Annotated in this window: 18 protein-coding genes; 13 read left to right on the top strand and 5 right to left on the bottom strand. The window is 72.9% G+C overall.

Going from position 1 to position 19954, the window contains the following annotated elements:
• The first annotated feature begins 24 nt into the window (after positions 1-24).
• From ABZW17_RS27760 to ABZW17_RS27735, 6 genes are all read left to right on the top strand, one after another.
• Positions 25-1332 carry a sugar ABC transporter substrate-binding protein gene (locus tag ABZW17_RS27760; protein ID WP_354820291.1) on the top strand — a complete coding sequence of 436 codons (1308 nt, stop codon included), beginning with the start codon at positions 25-27 and terminating at the stop codon, positions 1330-1332.
• Positions 1333-1343: 11 nt separating this feature from the next.
• The gene (locus ABZW17_RS27755) at positions 1344-2294 is read left to right on the top strand and encodes a sugar ABC transporter permease (protein ID WP_354820288.1); all 951 of its coding nucleotides are present in this window, start codon (positions 1344-1346) and stop codon (positions 2292-2294) included.
• A complete protein-coding gene (locus ABZW17_RS27750) occupies positions 2291-3133 on the top strand; it encodes a carbohydrate ABC transporter permease (RefSeq protein ID WP_354820285.1) in 843 nt (280 codons plus the stop codon). The genes ABZW17_RS27755 and ABZW17_RS27750 overlap by 4 nt, the downstream gene beginning before the upstream one ends.
• On the top strand, positions 3130-4134 hold the full coding sequence (locus tag ABZW17_RS27745; protein WP_354820282.1) for a hydroxyacid dehydrogenase: 1005 nt from the start codon (positions 3130-3132) through the stop codon (positions 4132-4134). Before ABZW17_RS27750 ends, ABZW17_RS27745 begins: the two co-directional genes overlap by 4 nt.
• Positions 4131-5972, top strand: a complete 1842-nt coding sequence (locus ABZW17_RS27740; protein ID WP_354820279.1) for a DUF2264 domain-containing protein — start codon at positions 4131-4133, stop codon at positions 5970-5972. The genes ABZW17_RS27745 and ABZW17_RS27740 overlap by 4 nt, the downstream gene beginning before the upstream one ends.
• A 67-nt stretch (positions 5973-6039) precedes the next feature.
• Positions 6040-7530, top strand: coding sequence for a family 43 glycosylhydrolase (locus ABZW17_RS27735; protein WP_354820276.1), 1491 nt, complete (start codon positions 6040-6042; stop codon positions 7528-7530).
• A 4-nt stretch (positions 7531-7534) separates the two neighbouring features.
• Here ABZW17_RS27735 and ABZW17_RS27730 read toward each other — a convergent pair whose 3' ends face one another.
• Genes ABZW17_RS27730 through ABZW17_RS27720 form a run of 3 tightly spaced genes read right to left on the bottom strand, consistent with a single transcriptional unit; the run spans position 7535 to position 10462 of the window.
• The gene (locus tag ABZW17_RS27730; RefSeq protein ID WP_354820274.1) at positions 7535-7990 is read right to left on the bottom strand and encodes a 2Fe-2S iron-sulfur cluster-binding protein; all 456 of its coding nucleotides are present in this window, start codon (positions 7988-7990) and stop codon (positions 7535-7537) included.
• The gene (locus tag ABZW17_RS27725) at positions 7936-9210 is read right to left on the bottom strand and encodes an MOSC domain-containing protein (RefSeq protein ID WP_354820271.1); all 1275 of its coding nucleotides are present in this window, start codon (positions 9208-9210) and stop codon (positions 7936-7938) included. The genes ABZW17_RS27730 and ABZW17_RS27725 overlap by 55 nt, the downstream gene beginning before the upstream one ends.
• A gap of 10 nt (positions 9211-9220) precedes the next feature.
• Positions 9221-10462 carry a PHB depolymerase family esterase gene (locus tag ABZW17_RS27720; protein ID WP_354820268.1) on the bottom strand — a complete coding sequence of 414 codons (1242 nt, stop codon included), beginning with the start codon at positions 10460-10462 and terminating at the stop codon, positions 9221-9223.
• A 139-nt stretch (positions 10463-10601) separates the two neighbouring features.
• On the opposite strand from ABZW17_RS27720, the gene ABZW17_RS27715 reads away from it, so the two are divergent.
• Positions 10602-11918, top strand: a complete 1317-nt coding sequence (locus ABZW17_RS27715) for a serine/threonine-protein kinase (protein ID WP_354820265.1) — start codon at positions 10602-10604, stop codon at positions 11916-11918.
• A 101-nt stretch (positions 11919-12019) separates the two neighbouring features.
• Here ABZW17_RS27715 and ABZW17_RS27710 read toward each other — a convergent pair whose 3' ends face one another.
• Complete coding sequence (locus ABZW17_RS27710; RefSeq protein WP_354820262.1) at positions 12020-13384, bottom strand: pyridoxal-phosphate dependent enzyme; 1365 nt, start codon at positions 13382-13384, stop codon at positions 12020-12022.
• A gap of 112 nt (positions 13385-13496) precedes the next feature.
• On the opposite strand from ABZW17_RS27710, the gene ABZW17_RS27705 reads away from it, so the two are divergent.
• Complete coding sequence (locus tag ABZW17_RS27705; RefSeq protein ID WP_354820259.1) at positions 13497-13877, top strand: MerR family transcriptional regulator; 381 nt, start codon at positions 13497-13499, stop codon at positions 13875-13877.
• Positions 13878-13983: 106 nt separating this feature from the next.
• A complete protein-coding gene (locus ABZW17_RS27700; protein WP_354820256.1) occupies positions 13984-14907 on the top strand; it encodes an NADP-dependent oxidoreductase in 924 nt (307 codons plus the stop codon).
• Between the two features lie 95 nt (positions 14908-15002).
• Here the strand turns inward: ABZW17_RS27700 and ABZW17_RS27695 are convergent, their stop codons facing one another.
• Positions 15003-15713 carry a helix-turn-helix domain-containing protein gene (locus ABZW17_RS27695; RefSeq protein WP_354820253.1) on the bottom strand — a complete coding sequence of 237 codons (711 nt, stop codon included), beginning with the start codon at positions 15711-15713 and terminating at the stop codon, positions 15003-15005.
• A 173-nt stretch (positions 15714-15886) separates the two neighbouring features.
• Between ABZW17_RS27695 and wrbA the strand changes: the two genes are divergently transcribed.
• The 4 genes from wrbA (at position 15887) to ABZW17_RS27675 (ending at position 19899) form a co-directional block, all read left to right on the top strand.
• A complete protein-coding gene (gene wrbA / locus ABZW17_RS27690) occupies positions 15887-16513 on the top strand; it encodes an NAD(P)H:quinone oxidoreductase (protein ID WP_354820250.1) in 627 nt (208 codons plus the stop codon).
• A 55-nt stretch (positions 16514-16568) separates the two neighbouring features.
• Complete coding sequence (locus tag ABZW17_RS27685; RefSeq protein ID WP_354820247.1) at positions 16569-16883, top strand: hypothetical protein; 315 nt, start codon at positions 16569-16571, stop codon at positions 16881-16883.
• A 7-nt stretch (positions 16884-16890) separates the two neighbouring features.
• On the top strand, positions 16891-18183 hold the full coding sequence (locus ABZW17_RS27680; protein ID WP_354820244.1) for an NAD(P)/FAD-dependent oxidoreductase: 1293 nt from the start codon (positions 16891-16893) through the stop codon (positions 18181-18183).
• A 249-nt stretch (positions 18184-18432) separates the two neighbouring features.
• Positions 18433-19899: an APC family permease gene (locus ABZW17_RS27675; protein WP_354820241.1), complete on the top strand. Its 1467-nt coding sequence runs from the start codon at positions 18433-18435 to the stop codon at positions 19897-19899.
• The last annotated feature ends 55 nt before the right edge of the window (positions 19900-19954 follow it).

The following is a 19954-nucleotide window of genomic DNA, read 5'->3' as shown; positions in this document are numbered from 1 at the left end:
GTCCGCGACCCGCAGGAGGCATCGATGCCTGGCCGACCCAGCCGCCGGACGATCCTCGCCGCGGGCCTCGCCTTCCCGCTGGCGGCCGCGTGCTCGGGACCCGGCGCGGACGCCCCGCGCGGTGCCACCCGGATCACCTTCTGGTCGGCCCTGCGCGGCAGCCAGCAGGTCGTCGACGCGTTCAACCGGACGCAGAACCGGATCCACGTGGTGTTCCAGCAGATCCCGTCCGGCGACCAGGGCGGGTACGCGAAGCTGAGCAACGCGGTCCGCGCGGGCAACGCCCCGGACGTCGCCACCATCGAATACCCCCAGGTGCCCGGGTTCGCCATCGACGGCGTCGCCCGGGACGTCACCGACCTCGTCTCCGATCGCCTGCGCGCCAAGCTCCTCCCGCAGGCCCTGCGCCTGACCACGTTCGCCGGCCGGGTGTTCACCGTCCCGCTGGACGTCGAGCCGATGGTGCTGCACTACCGCACCGACCTGTTCGCCCGGCACGGTTCCGGCCCGCCCCGCACCTGGGACGAGTTCACCGCGGTGGCTCGCAAGGTCCGTGACGACCGGCACCGGCTGGTGGCCTTCGCGACCGACGGGGCGACCCAGTTCGCGGCGGTCTCCTGGCAGGCGGGCGCGCAGTGGTTCGACACCGCGGGCGGCGCCTGGAACGTCTCGCTCGCCGACGCCGCGACCCGCCGCGTCGCCGGGTACTGGCAGGGCCTGATCGACGACGGCCTCGTGTTCGCGAACGGCGTCGCGGGCCGGCAGGGGGACGCGCAGATCGGGCAGGGGCTCGTGCTGGCCCGGCTCAGCGGAGCCTGGGACGCGGGCGCGCAGATGAAGGCGCGGCCGGGCCAGCAGGGCAAGTGGGCGATCGCGCCGCTGCCCCAATGGGATCCGGGGCAGCCCGCGGTGGGGACGCACGGCGGTTCGACGTTCGCCGTCACCCGCGACAGCGCCCACCCGGAAGCCGCCATGGAGTTCATCGAATGGCAGGTCTCGCACCCCGACGCGTTGCGCGCCCGGCTCTCCAGCGGCACCAGCAGCCAGTACCCGGCCGCGCCGGACCTGGTCGAGGTCGGGCGGAAGGCGTTCGACCGCCGCTACTACGGCGGCCAGGACATCTACCGGCTGTTCGAGACCGAGGCCGCGAAGATCCGCGACGGCTGGACGTGGGGACCGCGGATGAGCGCGACCCAGCGGGTGCTGCAGGACGGGTTCGCCCGGGCGGGCGCCGGCCAGGGCACCTTGCTGGACGCCGTCCGCGACGCCCAGCGCGCCACCATGCCGGACCTGATCGCCCTGGGGCTGGCGACGACCGAGCACAGCAGCTGAGGGAGAGACCGATGACGACGACACTCGCGCGTCCGGAAAGCGCTTCCAGAGCGTCCGCGCCGCGCGTCCGGAAGCGGCACCGGCCGGGCACCGCCTGCGCGGTGCTGATGGCCCCGTTCTTCGTGCTGCTGGTCGTGGTCTTCCTGATTCCGGCCGGAACGGCACTGTGGCTGAGCTTCTTCGGCGCCGACGAACCGGGCCTCGGGTTCGGCCCGGAGCACACGATCTTCGTCGGCTTCCGCAGTTACGCCGCCGTCCTGGCCGACCCGACGTTCCTGAGCGGGCTCGGCGTCGTCGCGCTGTACTGCCTGCTGTACCTGCCGTTGCTGGTCGTCTGCTCCCTCGGCTTGGCTCTCCTGCTCGACTCCGGGCTCGCGCGGCTGCGCGGTTCGGCCCGGCTCGCGCTGTTCCTCCCGCACGCGGTGCCCGGCATCATCGCCGCGATCATCTGGCTCTACCTCTACATCCCCGGCCTGTCCCCGGTGGTGGACCTGTTCGGCAAGGCCGGGATCACGGTCGACTTCCTCGGCGTCCACACCGTCATCCCGTCGATGGTGAACATCGCGCTGTGGAGCAACCTCGGCTACAACGTCGTCGTCTTCTACGCCGCCCTACAGGCCGTGCCGCGCGAAGTGATCGAGGCGTCCGTGGTCGACGGCGCCGGCGGCGTGCGGACCGCGCTGTGGATCAAGACGCCGATGATCCGCGCGTCGGTCGTGATGGTCGTGCTGTTCACGCTGATCTGGTCGCTGCAGCTGTTCACCGAGCCGATGCTGCTGTCGCAGGCCACCCCGATGATCACCGCGCGGTTCTCGCCCAGCATGTACATCTACGACGCCGCCTTCACCCGCAACAACTACGGGCTCGCCGCAGCCGCGTCGGTGATCCTGCTCGGGTGCACGATCGCGCTGTCCTACGGCGTCACGCGCTGGACCAACCGCACCCGGGAGGTGGCCGCGTGAAGCCGCCCGGATTCCTCGGCCGCGCCGCGGTCAACACCGTCGTGGCGATCTCCGTGCTCTACACGCTGCTCCCGGCGCTGTGGCTGGTGCTCGCCGCTGTGAAGGACCGGGACGCGCTGTTCGGCAGCGACATCCTTTCGCTGCACGGGTTTTCGCCGCTGAAGAACCTGCAGGACCTGTTCGCCACGGACAAGGGGATCTACGGCCGCTGGTACCTCAACAGCCTCCTGTACGCCGTCGGCGGCGCCGCGGTGAGCGCCCTGGTGAGCATCGCCTGCGGCTACGCGTTCGACAAGTACGTCTTCCGGCACAAGGAAAAGCTGTTCGGGCTGGTGCTCGCCGCGGTGATGGTGCCGCAGACCGTGCTCGCGCTCCCGCTGTACCTGCTGGCCTCGGGCACCGGCGTGGTCGATACGGTGTGGGCGGTGCTGGTCCCGGTGCTGTTCAACCCCTTCGGCGTCTACCTCGGCCGCGTGTTCAGCCAGGGGTACGTGCCCGGCGAGGTGCTGGAGGCCGCGCGGATCGACGGTGCGGGGGAGCTGGCCACCTACTTCCGGGTCTCGCTGCGGATGCTCGGCCCCGGCGTCGTCACCGTGTTCCTGTTCCAGCTCACCGCCATCTGGAACAACTTCTTCCTGCCCATGGTGATGCTGTCGGACCAGCACCTGTACCCGGTCAGCCTCGGTCTCTACAGCTGGAACAGCGCGGCCACCACGTCCCCCGAGTACTACCCGGTGGTGATCATGGGCTCGCTGCTGGCCGTCCTGCCGCTGGTGCTGGCGTTCGCGCTGCTGCAACGGTTCTGGCGCTCGGGGCTCACGGCGGGGGCCGTCAAGTGAGCCGTCCCCGTGCCGCGCTCGCGATGGCGCCCCGCGCCGCGGCGGCGGTGCTCGACGACACCGCGATGACGGCGTTGCGCCGCGTCTGCGACCTCGCGGACGGGGTGCTCGACGACTTCGCGAGGCCCGCCGCCCAGGCCGTCCTGCGGGACGTCGAGCTGCTGGTCACCGGCTGGGGCTGCCCGCCGCTGGACGCCGCGGTGCTCGCCGGCGCGCCGCGGCTGCGCGCGGTCGTGCACACCGCCGGCTCGGTCCGCGGGCACGTCACCGAAGCGTGCTGGGAGCGGGGCATCGCGGTGACGTCCGCCGCGGCGGCGAACGCCGTGCCGGTGGCCGAGTACACCTTGGCGATGATCCTGCTCTCCGGCAAACGGGTGCTGGAACGCGCCCGCGCCCACCGGACGGCCCGCCGCGGCGACGACCCTCTGGGCGTGCCGCCGCACCTGGGCAACCACGGGCGGACCGTCGGCATCCTGTCGGCGTCGATGATCGGACGGCGGGTGATCGGCCTGCTGCGTCCGCACGACTTCCGCGTCCTGGTGCACGATCCGCACCTGACCGCGGCCGAGGCGGCGGAGCTCGGCGTGGAAGCGGTGAGCCTGGCCGAACTGTTCGCCCGCGGTGACGTCGTCAGCGTGCACACGCCGCTGCTGCCGGAAACCCGGGGACTGGTCGGGCGCGAGCTGATCGCGTCGATGCGGCCGGACGCCGTGCTGATCAACACCGCCCGCGGGGCGGTGCTCGACCAGGACGCGCTGGCCGAGGCGACCGGCGCCGGCCGGATCCGGGCGATCCTCGACGTCACCGACCCGGAGGTGCTGCCGCCGGGACATCCCCTGTGGACGGACGAGAACGTGCTGATCACCCCGCACCTGGCCGGCTCGCAGGGCAACGAGCTGCGGCGGCTGGCCGAGCTGGCCGTCGCGGAGGTCACCCGCTGGGCGGCCGGGGAGGCGTTCGCCCACCCCGTCCGCCGCGAACGCCTGGGGATGATCGCGTGAAACTCCCCGACGAAGACCGCGCGCTCAGCCCGCACACCGGGTACACGCGGGACCACTGGGTCACCGCGGCGGACAGCCTGCTGACGGCGGCGTGGCGCTGGGCGAGCCCGGGCGGCGCCCGGCTCGACCTGCCGGGACCGCCGTCGGCCAGCGGCGTCCGCTCGGACGGCCTGGAGGGGTTCGCCCGGACCTTCCTCGCCGCCGCGTTCCGGGTAGCCGGGGCGGACGGCAAGGACCCGTACGGGTGGCTCGAGCGGTACGCCGGGGGACTCGACGCCGGCACCCGCACCCCCGGCCGCGACGACGCCGAGTCGTGGCCGGTGATCCGCGACCACCACGTCGCCGGGCAGCCGATGGTCGAATCCGCGTCCGTCGCCCTCGGCCTGCGGCTGACCCGGCCCTGGCTGTGGGACCACCTCGCACCCGCGGTGCAGGACCGGATCGAGGCGTGGCTGCGCGGCGCGCTGCGGCACGTCCCGGCGCCCAACAACTGGTACCTGTTCCCCTTCACCGTCGCCGGGTTCCTCGCCTCGGTGGGACGCGCCGACGCCGAGACGGCGCAGGCCCGCGAGCGTGCCCTGGCGCTGCTGGCGGGCTGGTACCGCGGGGACGGCTGGTACGCCGACGGCGACGGCCGCGCTTTCGACCACTACAACGGCTGGGCGCTGCACCTGTACCCGGTGCTGGACGCTCACCTGGCCGCCGAGGCGACTCCGCTCGGCCCGCGGCTGCGCGAGCACCTGGAAAGCTTCGGGCTGTGGTTCGGCGGCGACGGTGCTCCGCTCCACTTCGGACGGTCGCTGACCTACCGCTTCGCCGCTGCGTCGGCGGTCGGCCTCGGGGCGGTCACCGGGCACACGCCGCTGCGCCCCGGCGTGTCCCGGCGGCTGCTCAGCGGGGCGTTGCGCTACTTCCTGGACCGTGGCGCCGTCGACGAGCACGGCCTGCTCGGCCTCGGCTGGCACGGCCCGCACGCACCGACGGTGCAGTACTACTCCGGACCGGGCTCGCCTTACTGGGCGTCGAAGGCGTTCGTCTGCCTCCTCGCGCCGCCGGAGCATCCACTGTGGACGTCCACCGAGGAACCCGCGCCGAGCGAGACGGCCGACACGGTGGTGGCGCTCCCGGCGCCGGGGCTGCTGCTGCAGTCGACCCGGTCCGACGGTGTCGTCCGGCTGCACAACCACGGCAGCGACGCCGTCCGCCCGCACGAGGCCGAGTCCGCGGCCGGGGACGACCCGCACTACGGCCGGTTCGCCTATTCGACGCGGACCGGGCCGACCGCGCGGGACAACCCGGCCGACAACCACTTCGCGGTCGTCGTCGCCGGTGTCCGCAGCGTCCGGCGCCGGATCCACCCGCTCGGCGCGGGCCGGGGCGAAGGCTGGGGCTGGGCGGCCTCCTGGCACCGCCCGGTCTTCGGGCGCGCCCCGGCGACCGTGCCCGGGCTGCGCGTCGAAAGCGTCACGGTGGTCCGCGGGCCGGACGAGCTCCGGGTGCACCGCGTGCTCGGTGCCCCGCCCGGCGCCCGCGCCGAGCAGACGGGGTGGGCCACCGCGCCCGGCGAGTCCGTCCTCCGGCCGCTGGCGGGCTGGACGGGCGACGACGAGGTGCGCGCGCCGAACGGCACCGCGTTCGTCCCGTGGGTTTCGCTCCCGCGGCTCACCGGGGACGTCGGCGGGACGGCGGTCTTCGCCGCCTTGGCCGTGCTGGGCACCGAGGCGGGCGGCCCGGCCGCCTCGGTGGGCGAAGAGGGGGTCGCGATCGGGTGGCCGGACGGGTTCGCGGTGCGGATCCGGTTCGGGCCGCTCCGGGTGGAAGGCGCGTTCGAACACTGAGGGAACCGGCAGGTATCCGGGAGCGCGGACAGCCGGCTGAATCGGTATTCGACACGGAGGTCACGAAGTGCTGAAGAGGAAAGCCCGGCTGTTTTCGAGGTTCCTGTCCCTGGCCGTGGCGCTGGTTTCGGCCGGCGCGCCGGCCGAGGCCGCCCCGGCTGCCGCCGCCACGGTCCAGAACGACGTGTTCTGGAAGGACACCTCGGGGAATCCGATCTATTCCCAGGGTGGGGGTGTGCTGAAGGTCGGCACCACCTATTACTGGTACGGGGCCAAGTACAACGGTGCCGTCAGCTACTACAACAATCCGGGCGGTGGGAAGAACGGTGACACGTCGCTGAGCGCGATCACCATCTACTCGTCGACCGACCTGGCGAACTGGAAGTTCGAGGGCAACGCGCTGACCGGCGGGGACCTGGGCGGTGGCTGGGTCGGCCGGATCGGGGTCGCGCGCAACCCGAACACGGGCAAGTACGTGCTGGTGTCGCAGCTGGACAGCGGGCTGGTGTTCGCCACCAGCAGCACCCCGAACGGCAGGTTCACCAAGGCCGGGACGCAGTCGAGCATCTCCGGTGTGTCCACCGGGATGTCCGGCGACCAGTCGGTGTTCACCGACGACGACGGCAAGGCGTACCTGATCTACAGCAACAAGAGCGGCCGGTCGCACCTGTACGTGTCGTCGTTGCGGGCTTCGGATTTCCTGCAGGTCGACCCGGCGAAGAACGTGTACAACAGTTCGGCGGGCGGGCGTGAAGGCAACATCATGTTCAAGTACGGGGGCACGTACTACTTCTGTTCCTCCGATCTCCACGGCTGGAACAGTTCCCACACGTACTGCATCAGCGCGAAGAACATCATGGGCCCGTATTCGGGGGAGTTCGTGCTGCAGGGCACGGACGCCGACTTCTCGCACGTGACCCAGACCGGCCTGGCGTTCACGGTGACCGGTTCGCAGGGTTCGTTCGTGGTGTTCGGCGGCGACCGGTGGAGCGATTTCGCCGGCAACGGCATCGGCTACAACCAGTGGCTGCCGGTGACGTTCACCGGGTCGACGCCGGTGTTCCACTCGCTGAGCCAGTGGACGGTCGACGCGGCGGCCGGGACCTGGGCCGCCGGGCGCGGCAACAATTACGTCCTCAACCCGAGCGCCGAGGCCGACCGGGTGGCGCAGAACGACCTGGCCGGGTGGGCCACCACCGGCGGTGCGGTGAACAGCAACAAGCAGGGCGGGCACACCGGGCGGTGGGCGTTCGCGCAGAGTTCGTCGTCGGCCTACAACGCCTCGCGGTACCAGAACATCTCGCTGCCGAACGGGACGTACACGCTGTCGGCGTGGGTGAAGAGCAGCGGCGGGCAGAAGAAGGCGACGATCTTCGCGAAGAACTTCGGCGGGAGTGAGCTGTCCGCGTCGGTCGGCCAGGCGCTCGGGAACTGGACGAAGGTCAGCGTTTCCGGCATCGCGGTGACGAACGGATCGGTCCAGGTGGGGCTGTTCTCCGACGCGGACGCGGGCAACTGGCTGAACGTCGACGACTTCACCCTGACCCAGACCGGCTGACACACTAGAGATCCAGGACGACGTCCTCCCGTGGCCGGGCGCAGCACACGAGTGCTTCGCCCGGTGCCGGGGGTTCGAGCGGATCGGGTGCGTAGCGCACGTGGCCGGACAACACCGGGGTGACGCAGGTGTGGCAGACGCCGGTGCGGCACGACCAGCGTGTCGGCACGTCACACGCCTCGGCGAGCTCGAGCAGGCTGGGGTAGCCCTCGCTCCACGGCACGGTGAGCCCGCTGCGCGCGAAGGTGACCGCGGGTCCCGGTCCCGCGGGCCCGGCGGGGAGGTGCGGGGTCTTCCGCACGACCCCGGTGAGGCCGGGGTTGATCGCGGAGACGCCGCCGAAGAGTTCACTGTGGACGCGAGCCGGGTCGAAACCCAGTGACACGAGGAGCTCCCGCATCGCCGTCATGAAGGCGTCCGGCCCGCACAGGTAGGCCGTGCCGTCGACGGGAAGGTCCAAAGCGGACAGGGTTTCCCGTGTCGGCCGGCCGCTTTCGGCGGTGTAGCGGACGTGCTCGTGGCCGTGCGGGAGGCCGGCCAGCAGCCGGTGTGCTTCGCCGGCGAACGCGTGGTCGGCGGCGGTCCGGGTGGTGTGCAGCCACCGACCTCCCGTGCCGTCCGGCCGGCGGCGAGGGCGTGCAGCATGGCCAGGACCGGTGTCACGCCGATGCCCGCGGACACGAGGACCACGGGACGGTCGCCGCCGGCCAGGACGAAGTCGCCCCGGGGAGCCGCGACGTCCACCACCGCGCCGGCCGCCAGCCGGGTGTGGAGGTAGCGGCTGACCACTCCGTCGCGCTTGACGCTGATGCGGTACTCGCGCTCCGACGGTGCCGCCGACAGCGAGTAGCTGCGGACCGGCGCGGGGTCACCGGCTCCGGGAACGCGCAGGGTGAGGTACTGGCCCGGCTCGGGCCGGGGGAGCGGCGCGCCGTCGCCGGCCTCCAGGTGGAGGGAGGTCACGGTCGCGCTCTCGGGGACCACCCGGGTGACGCGCAGCGGCCGGAAGCCGCTCCAGCCGCGGGGTGCCGGTGGTTCCGGCGCGGCCAGCAGCTCCCGGAACGATCCCTGCCAGCCGGGGCTGAGCGCCGGGATGTCGAGGGCCTGGCGCAGGGTGTCCCGGTCGCGGCCGGGCAGGTAGAGGAGTGCGTCGACGTCCGCGACGCTCAGCTCGTGCCGGCCGGTGCGGGTGCGGACGATCTCGTCGCCCGCCTGCACGTGGCCTTCGGTGACGACCCGCAGGTAGAAGCCGGGCCGGTGGTGCGCCACCAGCAGCGACGGCATCCGCGGCTCGCCGAGGCGCATCCCGACGCGGAAGCACGTGACGCGCGGCTGGGTGACCTCGAACTCGGCCTCGCCGATGCGGTACCGGTCGCCGATGTGCACCTCGTCGTCGGGCAGGCCGTCGACGGTGAAGTTCTCGCCGAACCGGCCGTCCTGGAGGTCGTCGCGGCCGAGGAACCGCCGCCAGTGTTCGTAGGACTGGCGCTGGTAGACCAGCACCGCGCGGTTCTCGCCGCCGTGGCCGCCCAGATCGCCCTGGCCGTCGCCGTCGACGTTGAGCCGGCGGACCATCCGGCGGCCGCCGACCGGGTGCTTGAAGATTCCCGTGTGGACGGTCCGGCCCCGCCAGGGCACGTCCTTCGGCAGGCCGACGTTCAGCGACACCAAGCGGGCCACGGTGGTCACCTCACCGGCGCTTCCCGGCCATCCACTGCCAGACGTGGGTGCCGCCGGTGCTCGGGTCGTTGCGGGCCACGTAGATCCACGACCAGTGGCCCGGGAACCGGTGGCCGTTCCGGACGACGTGGTCGTAGAGCGTCACTTCCGAGCGGGGGATCAGCTCGTGCGCGTGGACGGTGTTGGCCCGCGGGTCCACCGTGTCGTCGTCGAGGGAGGCGACCAGCCACGTCGGGGTGCTGATCGCCGTCAGCTCGGCGTCCGGGACGAGCGGCGGGTCGCCCGCCTTCCGGCCGGCGACGACCCCGCAGATCGGGACCGACGCGGCGAACGTCCGGGGGTACACGGTGGTCATCTTCAGGCTCATGTAACCACCGTTGCTGCAGCCGGCGACGAGCACGCGGCCGGGATCGACGGGGTGCGTGCGGAGCACGTCGCGGACGATTTCGTGGATCAGCGGCGCGAACCGGGGACCGTCGTCCATCCAGGCGGACGTGCACTGCGGCGCGACGACGTAGGCGCCGTCGAAGATCGATTGTGCTTCCCGGGTGGCGAAGCCGAGCGCGCCCCGGTTGGCGCGCAGGGTCGTCTCGTTGTCGTAATAGCCGTCGGGGAGCGAGGCGCCTTCGCCGCCGCCGTGGAGCCAGACGATCAGGGGACGCCGGCCGGGGCGTGGCGACGGGGAGTACAGCCGGTACTTCATCCCCGAACGGGACGTGTGGTAGCTGAAGGCGTCGACCTCGGGATTGGCCAGCCGGCCCTGGGTGAACGCGGTAAGGGTGACCGGATGGCCGTGGCGCGAGCGCAGCGGGGCGTTCTGCTTGAGGGTGTAGACCAGGTCGAGCCGGACGTTGCGGGCCTTGGCGTCGATGTAGCCGAGGGTGCCGCCGCCGGGCCGGCCTTCGGCGTGGTCGAGGTCGAGCACGACGCGGCCGCGGTGGTCGAGCCGCGCGGCGGTGACGGTCCGGTCGAAGTCGTAGCCGATGTCCTGGCCGCCGGTGTCGATCGGGCTGGTGGCTTTCGCGTGCACCGCGAACGTGCCGGTGGTCAGGCTCGCCGGATCGATCGGCCCGAGCCGGGCGGTCTCGAGGGTGATCGAGGTGATCTGCTCGCCGCCGTCGAGGGTTTCGGCGCCGAGGGTGAAGCCCACCCCGCCGGTCGGGGTGGCGCGGGCGACGCCCGGCACCGCGAGACCCGCGGTGACGCCCGCGCCGGTGACGAGCGCGGTGCGCCGGCTGAACGCCTTCGCCATGCGAACTCCTTCGTCCGGGAACGCCCATGGTATCGCCGGGCGGAGGTTCGGAAAGCGGTTTCACGGCCCGGGTACGTTTGCCCGGGCGGGTGGTGGGGGTACCGGGTGGGGGACCACGACCCGGATGGGGTGCCTGCCGATGAACGACGACCGACCGGAGCACGGCGACGGCGTGCTCGCCGGACGTTACGCACTCGGGCCGCTGATCGGCGCGGGCGCCACCGCCCGGGTCCACCGCGCGGTCGACCGCGAGCTGGGGCGCGAGGTCGCGGTCAAGGTCTACGACCACCCCGTGGTGGCGGCGGACGGGCTGCGCCGGGCGCGGGAGCGGACGCTGCTGGCGAGCATCCACCACCCGCGGGTGGTGGCCGTGTACGACAGCGGCACCGAGGGGCACCGGCCGTACCTGGTGATGCAGCTGGTCGACGGGGAGAACCTCGCCGAACGCCTGCTCGCCGGGCCGCTCCCGGCCGGGCAGGTGCGCGAGTTGGGGATCGCCCTGGCGGACGCGCTGGCCCACGTCCACGCCCGCCACATCGTGCACCGCGACCTCAAGCCCGCGAACATCCTGCTGGGCGCCGACGGTCCGCTGATCACCGACTTCGGCATCGCGCACGCGCTGGACGCCACCCGCATCACCGGAACCGGCCTGGTCACCGGCACCGCCGCGTACCTGGCGCCGGAGCAGATCATGGGCGAGCAGCCCGGCCCGCCGGCCGACATCTACGCGCTCGGCCTGATCCTGCTGGAGTGCCTGACTGCGCAGCGCGAGTTCCCCGGAACGGTGGCGGAGTCGGCGATCGCCCGCCTGCACCGCCCGCCCCGCATTCCCGAGGGAGTACCGGACCCGCTCGCCCACGCACTGCACCGGATGACGGCACGCGAGCCCGCGGACCGGCCGGCCGCGGAGGAGGTACCGCGGTTGCTGGAGGCGGGGGTCCCGCTCACCACGGTGCCGCCGCGGCGGGGGAGGGGGTCGACGGCGGGCGACTTGGTGACCGAGGCGACGGAGGTGCCGCTTTCTGCGGCGACGGAGGGCGCCTTGGCCGCCGCGGCTACGGAGGTTCGGCTCGCTGCGGCGGGCGACTCCGTGACCGGGGCGGCGGAAGTTCCCCTTGCCGCGGCGCCGCGGGCCCGGCGCGGCGGCGCATCGGCGGCGGCGGGTGTCCTGGCCGCCGCGGCGGCCGGTGTGCTTGCGGTGGTGCTGGCCCATCCGGCCGAGCCCGCGAACTCCCCGGCCCCCCTGCCGGAGGCCGCGCCGCCGGCCACCTCGGCGCCTTCGCGGGTGACCCTGCCCCCGGCGACGACCGTCGTGGTCGTGTCGGCGCAAGCCGCGAAGCCGGTGGGGGTGGGCGTGGTCGGCGCCCGGAGTCCGTCCGGAAAACCCCCGGGCGGACCGGACAAGCCGGGTGGCGGACCCCATGGGGAGCCCGGGAAGGGACCGCGGCGACGCTGAACGGTCAGCCCCGATCAGAGCGGCACCCGCCGGGTCGAGGCTTCGTGCTCCCGGAAGCGGAGGGCGAACTCCCGGCCTGCGCGATCACCCCTCCGCCGCGGTCACAGCTGTCCCTTGTGGACGGATCCGGCGACGCGCCCGTCGACGACGATCCACGCCGCCGGGTGCGTGCCGAGGCGGGCCGCCGCGGCCGGGCGGCTCTCCCCGATGCCGATGGCGGGCAGGGGGCCCGTGACGTAGCCGGCGATCGGGTCGGCCGTCCGGGCCGCCCCGGCCCGGACCAGCAGGCGCAGTTCGCCGACGTCCAGTGCGCCGGTGACCTCCGCGACCGACGGCGGGCCCGACGCCCGCGGCCCCACCGGCCAGAGCGTGCCGCCGGGGTGCCGGTCGGCCAGGGTGAGTGCTTCGCCGACCGACGCCGTCAGGGGCAGGCCGGGCGCCGGGGGCGGCAGCGGGCCGAGGACGTCGGCCACGGTCGCCTCGCCCGGCTGCCCGACCGGCAGCCCCAGGGGACCGAGCCAGTCGTCGTCGTAGTACTTCGACAGGTACGACCGGCCGGAGTCGGGCACCACGACCACCACCAGGTCGTCCGGCCCGGCGGCGACCTTCAGCGCGGCGGCGACCGCGGTGCCGGCCGAGGCGCCGAGCAGCAGCCCTTCCTCCCGCGCGAGCCGTTGCGCGGTCAGGATGGACTCGCGGTCGCCGACCGCTTCGACGTGGTCCACGACGTCCCGGTGGTAGGAGCGCGGCCACAGGTCTTCGCGGGTGTCCGGGTGCCGGTAGTGGCCGATGCTCTCGACCAGGTACGGGCTGCCGTCGCCACCGGAGTAGACCGAGTGCTCGGGATCGGCGCCGATGACGCGGACCCGGCCGCCGCTGGCTTCCTTCAGGTACGCGCCGGCTCCGCTGACCGTCCCGCCGGTGCCGATCCCGGCGACGAAGTGGGTGATCCGGCCGCGGGTCTGGCGCCAGATCTCCGGCCCCGTCGTTTCGCGGTGGGCGGCCGGGTTGGCCGGGTTGTCGTACTGGTCGGCGAGCCAGCCGCCGCGCTCGGCGGCGATGCGGGCGGCGGCCCGCCGGACGTGCCCGGGGTCCTCGCGCGGCACGGCACCGGGGGTGACGACGACTTCGGCGCCGTACGCGCGCAGGATCGCGGTCTTCTCCCGGCTGGTCTTGTCCGGCACGACGACGGTGAGCCGGTACCCGCGCTGGGCCGCGACGATCGCCAGCCCGATGCCGGTGTTTCCGGACGTGCCCTCGACGATGAGCCCGCCGGGGCCGAGGGCGCCGCGGCGTTCCGCGTCGAGCACCATCGCCAGCGCGGCCCGGTCCTTGACGCTGCCGCCCGGGTTGAGGAACTCGGCCTTGACGTACACCCGCGGCGCGATCCGGGCCAGCCGGATCAGCGGCGTCCCGCCGATCGCGTCGAGCACGGAGTCGAACGCCTCGATGTCGTCGGCCGCCATACCTGCTCCTCGAATCCGGGTACGCGGCTCTCACCGCACGCGGTCCTCAGGATAGGGACACCGCGCGCGGCAGCTCGGCGTTCCCCGGACCGCGCGAGCGTAGGATTCCCGGGTGCGGATCGGTGACCTGGCCAAGCGCACGGGCGTGAGCCCGCGCTCCTTGCGGTACTACGAAGAGCAGGGCCTGCTGACCAGCACGCGCTCCGAGGCGGGGCAGCGGCACTACGCGGAGGCCGACGTCCAGCGGGTTTCGCTGATCCGGCAGCTGTTCGACGCGGGCCTGTCCAGCCGGGTGATCGCGACCGTGCTGCCGTGCGTGGACGTCCCCGGTGACCTCGGCATCGCCGAAGCGACGTTCGCGGCGATGCAGCGCGAACGCGACCGGATCGACGCCGACATCGCGCACCTGGTCGCCACCCGGGACGCTCTCGACGTGCTGATCACGGCGAACAGCCGGCACCGGGCGGAGCTGGCCACGCCCCGCTCCGCCTGAACCCCTGTGACCCGCGCCTCAGCCGCTTGCCCCTCACACCGGTGTCAGCGGTGAGGATGGCGACCGGCCCGGAACGACCGGGCCGGTCACCGGGAGGCAGCGGAAAATGGGACAGGCGTGGGGTTTCGGCAGGCACGGCGGGCCCGAGGTGCAGGAGTTCTTCGATCGCCCGGATCCCGCCCCCGGCCGCGGCGAGGTGCTGGTCCGGGTCGACGCCGCCGGGGTGAACCCGCTCGACCACCTGCTGCGCTCGGGGGTGGTCCCCGGGCTCGACGGCGGGCGCCCGTTCCCGCGCGTGCTGGGCATGGAGGCGGCCGGGACCGTGCTGGCCCTGGGCGAGGACGTCGACGGGCTCGAGGTGGGTGACGCGGTCTTCGGCTTCGCGCTGACCGGCGGCGGCACCTACGCCGAGACGACGGTGCTGTCCGCGCCGAACACCGCTCGCCGTCCGGCGGGCCTGTCCCCGACCGTGGCGGCGACGCTGCCGGTGGCGGGGACGACCGCGGTGGACGTGCTCGACCAGCTCGGCCTCCCGGCCGGCGCCACGCTCCTGGTCAACGGGGTCGGGGGCGGGGTCGGCCTCGCCGTCGCCCGGCTGGCGGCCGCGCGCGGGCTGCAGGTGATCGGGACCGGGAGCGCCGCCAAGCGCGAGCACGCCGAGGCCGCCGGGGTGCGGTTCGTCGACTACACCGCCGAGGACGTCACCGCCGCGGCGCGCGAGCTGGTGCCGGACGGCGTCGACGGGATCGTCGACCTGGTCGGCGGCCCCTCGCTGCGGACGGTCGCGCCCCTGGCAAGGGATCCGCGCAGCGTGATCGCCGTGGGGGACACGTCCGTGGCGGAGGTCGGCGGGCGGTTCGTCGAGCGGCGCCTCGACCGCGAGAACCTGGAGCGGTCCGCCCGGCTGGCCCTGGACGGCGTCCTCGCCCCGGTGATCACGGCGGTCCACCCGCTGGCCGACGCCCCGGCCGCGCTCGCCACCGTCGAGCACGGGCACGCGCCGGGCAAGGTCGTGATCGAGGTCGCCTGAGCACGGCTTTCCGCCGCGGCACCCATCGGCCCGGCCGGTACCGGTCGCGTCCGCCACCCGACGGCACCGAAAGCCGGCGAGCGCCCTGACCGCCGTCAGGCTTGCGCGTCGGGGTCCGTGGTGAAGTCGCCCGAGAGCCGCCGGGCCGCTTCGGCGGCGGCCTCGGTGACCAGCTCCGGGAGGTGCGGGTCCGCGACCTCGACGCCGAGCTGGACGACGCCGATGCTGGCCGTCGCCCAGTCGGAGCTCTTGATCGGTGCCGCGATGCCGATCGCGCCGTTCTGGAGGGCGCCGGCCGTCAGGGCGTACCCGCGGCGGCGGGCGAGTTTGACGTCGTCGCCGTCGTCCGGGGCGGCAGGGCGGCCGGCGAGGATGGCGAGGCCGTCCGCGCCGACGTCGAGGGGGTGCCTCGCCCCCTGGCGCAACGCGAGGTGGAAGAAGCTGCGGGTGGGCTCTTCGGTGAGCAGGATCAGCGCCTGGTCGCCGTCGGCGATGCTGAGCAGGGTGGTGCTGTTCGTCTCCTCGCTGAGCCGGCGCAGGATCGGGAGCACGGTGGCCTGGAGCCGGGGACGCAGTTTGCTGGCGAGCTCGGCGATCCCGATCCCGAGCACGTACCGGGTGTTGACGCGGCCGATGAGGCGGTGGGCCTCGAGCGTGCGCAGCAGCCGGTAGACCACCGCCCGGGCGGTGGAAAGCGCTTCGGCCAGCTCGGCCGCGGTCAGCCCGTCGCTGTGGGTGGCCAGCAGGCTCAGCACGGTCAGCCCGCGATCGAGCGTCTGGGAGGTCTCCCCGCTCGGCGAGTTCATCGTCAGGGTCCTCCGTCGGCGGCCGGGTGCTGCTGATGGTTTAGCACAGCGGGTCGGCGACCCGCGTGATTGACCGGGGGTCGGCGTGGATCGTATAGTACGGATATCGATCTGCAAGCACGTTAATCGTACACGCTTGGCCGGCATCCCGCTCGGAACGGAAGGAGTGCCGTATGGGCACCCGCATCCTCGTCACCTACTACAGCGCCACCGGCTCGGTGCACCGCCTCGCCGAGGCCGTCCGGGGCGGCGCCGAAGCGGCCGGCGCCGAAGTCCGGCTGCGCCGGGTCGCCGAACTCGCGCCGCCCGAGGCGATCGCGGCGAACCCCGCCTGGGCGCAGCACAAGGCGGAGACGGACGAGGTGGTCGAGGAGGCGAGCCTCGACGACCTGGAGTGGGCCGACGGCTACGCGTTCGGCACGCCCACCCGGTACGGGGCTCCGGCCGCGCAGCTCAAGCAGTTCATCGACACCGCGGGCAGCCTGTGGCAGGCGGGGAAGCTCGCCGACAAGCCGGTCACCACGTTCGTCTCCTCGGCCGAGCGGCACGGCGGGCAGGAAGCCACGATCCTTTCGCTGCACAACGTCTTCTACCACTGGGGCTGCGTCATCCTCCCGCTCGGCTACACCGACGACATCGTCTACGCGGCGGGCGGGAACCCCTACGGCACGTCGTGGCCGGCCGGGTTCCCCTCCGCCATGCCCGACGACGACACCCTGGAATGCGCCCGCTACCAGGGCGGCCGGCTCGCCCGCTTCGCCGAGGTCCTCACCGCCGTCCGCTCCGGCGCCCCGGCGTGACGCCGGGGCCGTGACCCGCGACCGTCCACCCCCCACCGTCCACAAAGGAGCCGAAATGCCGTCGTGTGTCGAGTTCGTCAAGTTCCGGGTCAAGGACGGGCAGCAGCCGGCCTTCCTCGCCCGCCGGTCCGCCGCCATCCCGGCGGTCCGCCGGGCGCACCCGGACCTCGTCGGCGCGCCGGTGCTCGCCGAACACGCCGACGGCTCGTGGACCGACGTCTGGATCTACCGGACGCCCGAGGCTGCGGAGCGGGCCAACGCGGGCGCGGGCGAGATCCCGGAGTTCCTGGCGATGGCCGAACTGCTGGAAGATGTGCGGGTCGAAGCGGCGAGCATGCCGGACGCGGGTGCCGAGCCGGAAGGGAAGTGAGCGGACGGTGCAGTACGACACGGACGTCGTCGTGGTCGGTGCCGGGTTCGCCGGGCTGACCGTGGCGCGGGAGCTCGGGTGGACGGGCGCGCGGGTGGTGGTGCTCGAAGGCCGCGACCGGATCGGCGGCCGCACGTGGACCGACACGCGGATGGGCGAGCAGCTCGAAATGGGCGGCGGGTGGATCCACTGGATGCAGGGGCACGTGTGGTCGGAGGTGACCCGGTACCGGCTGCCGGTCGCCGAGACGCCGTGGCCGGAGACCGCGCACTGGCTGGTCGGCGGCACCCGCCGCAGCGGCAGCGCGGCCGAGCTGCTCGAGCGGATGAACGAGGGCATGCGCCGGTCCATCGAGGACTGCATGACGGTGTTCAAACGCCCGTACGAACCGGCTTCCGGGGACGCCTGGCGCGACCTCGACCGGCTGTCGGTCACCGACCGGCTCGCCGAGCTCGGCCTCGACGACGAGGCTCATGCCCTGTGCGAGGCGATGTGGAGCCAGAACTTCAACGCGCCGGCCGCCACCGGCGCGCTCACGCAGGCGTTGCGGTGGGGTGCGGTCAGCAACGGCGACTGGCAGCTGCTGCTCGACATCTGCTCGCACTGGAGGTTCCGCGACGGCACGGTGTCCCTCGCGAAAGCCATCGAATCGGACGTCTCCGGCGACATCCGGCTGGGGGTCCACGTGGCCCGCATCGACGAACGGGCCGACGGCGTCGTCGTGACGACCGCCGACGGCAGCGAGTTCTCGGCGCGGGCGTGCGTGGTGACGGCGCCGATCGGCGTGCTCGGCGGCATCGAGTTCCCCGCCGGCCTGCCGTCGCCGGCCACGCGGGTCGTGGCCGACGGGCAGAGTTCCCAGGGGTTCAAGCTCTGGGTACGCGCGCGGGGGACCACCGAGCCGTTCATCGCGATGGCCCCGAGCGACGAACCCCTCGCGCTCGTCCAGTGGGAGCACGCCTTCGGGGACGGGGAGTTCACCGCGTTCTCGTTCGGCACCGACGCCCGCAAGTTCCCGGTCACCGACCTCGAAACGGCCGACCGGTACGTGCGCCGGCTGGTGCCCGGCATCGAGGTCACCGACTACGCCAGCCACGACTGGGTCGGCGACCGGTACGCCCGGCAGACCTGGGCGATGCTGCGGCCCGGCCAGCTCGAGGGCGTCCAGGCCCTGGCCACGATGCCCGGCCGCGTGACGTTCGCGGGGGCCGACTACGCCCACGGCTGGTGCAGTTTCATCGACGGGGCGATCGAAAGCGCGATGCGCGCGGCGAGAACCCTGCGCGAACGCGTGCTGTAATCCGCCGTCGGGAATTCGTTCCCCCGAGACCCGAACGGAAAATGTTCGGCCGGATGCCGGCCGGTGTGTCGTATTCACGGCACCCCGGCCGGCTTTTGCCGTTTTCGGGCCCGCCCCGGTGCGCTCGATCGTGCTCGGACCGGTCTTGACATGCTCTGATGCCCATCGCATGCTGTGTACGCAACGCGCACTTGCCGTTCGATTATCGTTCATTCACCGGCAAACTGCCGATCAGCAGGGAGTTGTCGCATGACCGTCCCGCCCCATCGTCTTCCCCGCGTCCTTTCCTGGAAATCCGGTGCCTTTCTCGGATTGACGACAATTCTGGGTGTCTTCACCACCGTCGGGTACATGATCGGCTTGGTCGGCGCGTGGAGCGTGATCGCGATCTGGGCCGCTTCGATGGTGGTCGCGACCGCCCAGGCGTTCCTCTACGCCGAGATGGCCACGATGTTCCCGGACACCGCCGGCGGTGTCGCCGCGTACGCCAACGAAGGCCTGCGCCGCTACACGGTGTTCGTGGGGCCGATCGTTTCGTGGGGCTACTGGCTGGCGTACTCGCTGGTGCAGGCGGCCGTGGCGCTGATCTTCGGCCAGGTGGTCCAGGCCCAGTGGTTCCCGGAGGCGACCTGGGGTGTGGACCTCCTGGGCGTCCACATCGGCCTGCCGCACCTCCTGGGCGCCGCCGCGCTGGTGAGCGTCTTCCTGCTCAACATCTTCGGCATCCGCCCCGCCGCCCGGGTCACCTCGCTCGGCGTCATCATCTTCACGGTCTTCGTCGTGGTGCTGGTCGTGCTGCCGTTCATCGAAGGCAAGTGGTCCGTCACCGGCCTGACCTGGCGGCTCGACAACCCCACGCTCGCGCTGGTGCTGCTGTACCTGGCGGGCTGGACCACCTACGCCGTCGAAGGACCGTCCCTGTTCGCACCCGAGTACCGCAGCCCGGGCTCGGACACCCCGCAGGCGATCCGGGTGTGCGCGATGCTGATGATCGGCGTGTTCACCATCGTCCCGTTCGTCGTGTCCGGCACGCTGGGGGAGAAGGCCATCGGCGACAACCCGAACGGGTACGCCGTCGACGTCATGAACATCCTGTGGCCCGGGAGTTCTTCGCTGGTGGTCGCGGTCGTCGCCATCGGGCTGTGGGTCACCCTCGTCGGCACCAGCGCCCAGGCGGGCCGGGCGCTGCTCGGGATTTCGCGCAGCGACCTGACCGTGAAACAACTGTCCAAACTGAACGGTTACGGGATGCCGGGCCGCGCGCTGGGCGCCGACCTCGTCGTCAACCTGCTCATCCTGTTCCTCGTCGGGAACACGGTCGCGATCGTCGCGGCGAGCAACCTCGGGTACTTCATCTGCTGCGGCCTGGCCTGCTGGGCCTACGTCCTGCTGCGCCGGGACCGGCCGCAGTGGCCGCGGCCGTACCGGCTGTCCCGCAAGTGGGGCGCGGTCGCGATCGTGCTGGGGATCTTCGACTTCGTCGTCGCCGCGGTCGGGATCACCAACCCCGGGCTGGCCGGCCGCGGCGGGCTGAAGGAGACGCTCATCGCCCTGGTGCTGCTGTTCGTCTGCATCCCGCTGTTCCTGCTGCGCCGGCTGTGGCAGGACCGCGACCACGCGTTCGCCTGGCGGGAGGACACCCCGGCGCTGCCGCCCGCGGCCGAGCAGGCCGAAGTGCCCCAGGGGGACGCGGTGGCGGCCGAGCCGGATCAGTGAGCGGCGGACGCGCGGCCATCCTTATGGCCCTTCTCCGGCGGTCCGCGAGTTGGTT

The organism is Amycolatopsis sp. NPDC004625, from assembly GCF_040609695.1.
Taxonomy (GTDB): Bacteria; Actinomycetota; Actinomycetes; order Mycobacteriales; family Pseudonocardiaceae; genus Amycolatopsis.
This window is presented reverse-complemented; position numbering and strand designations above follow the sequence as displayed.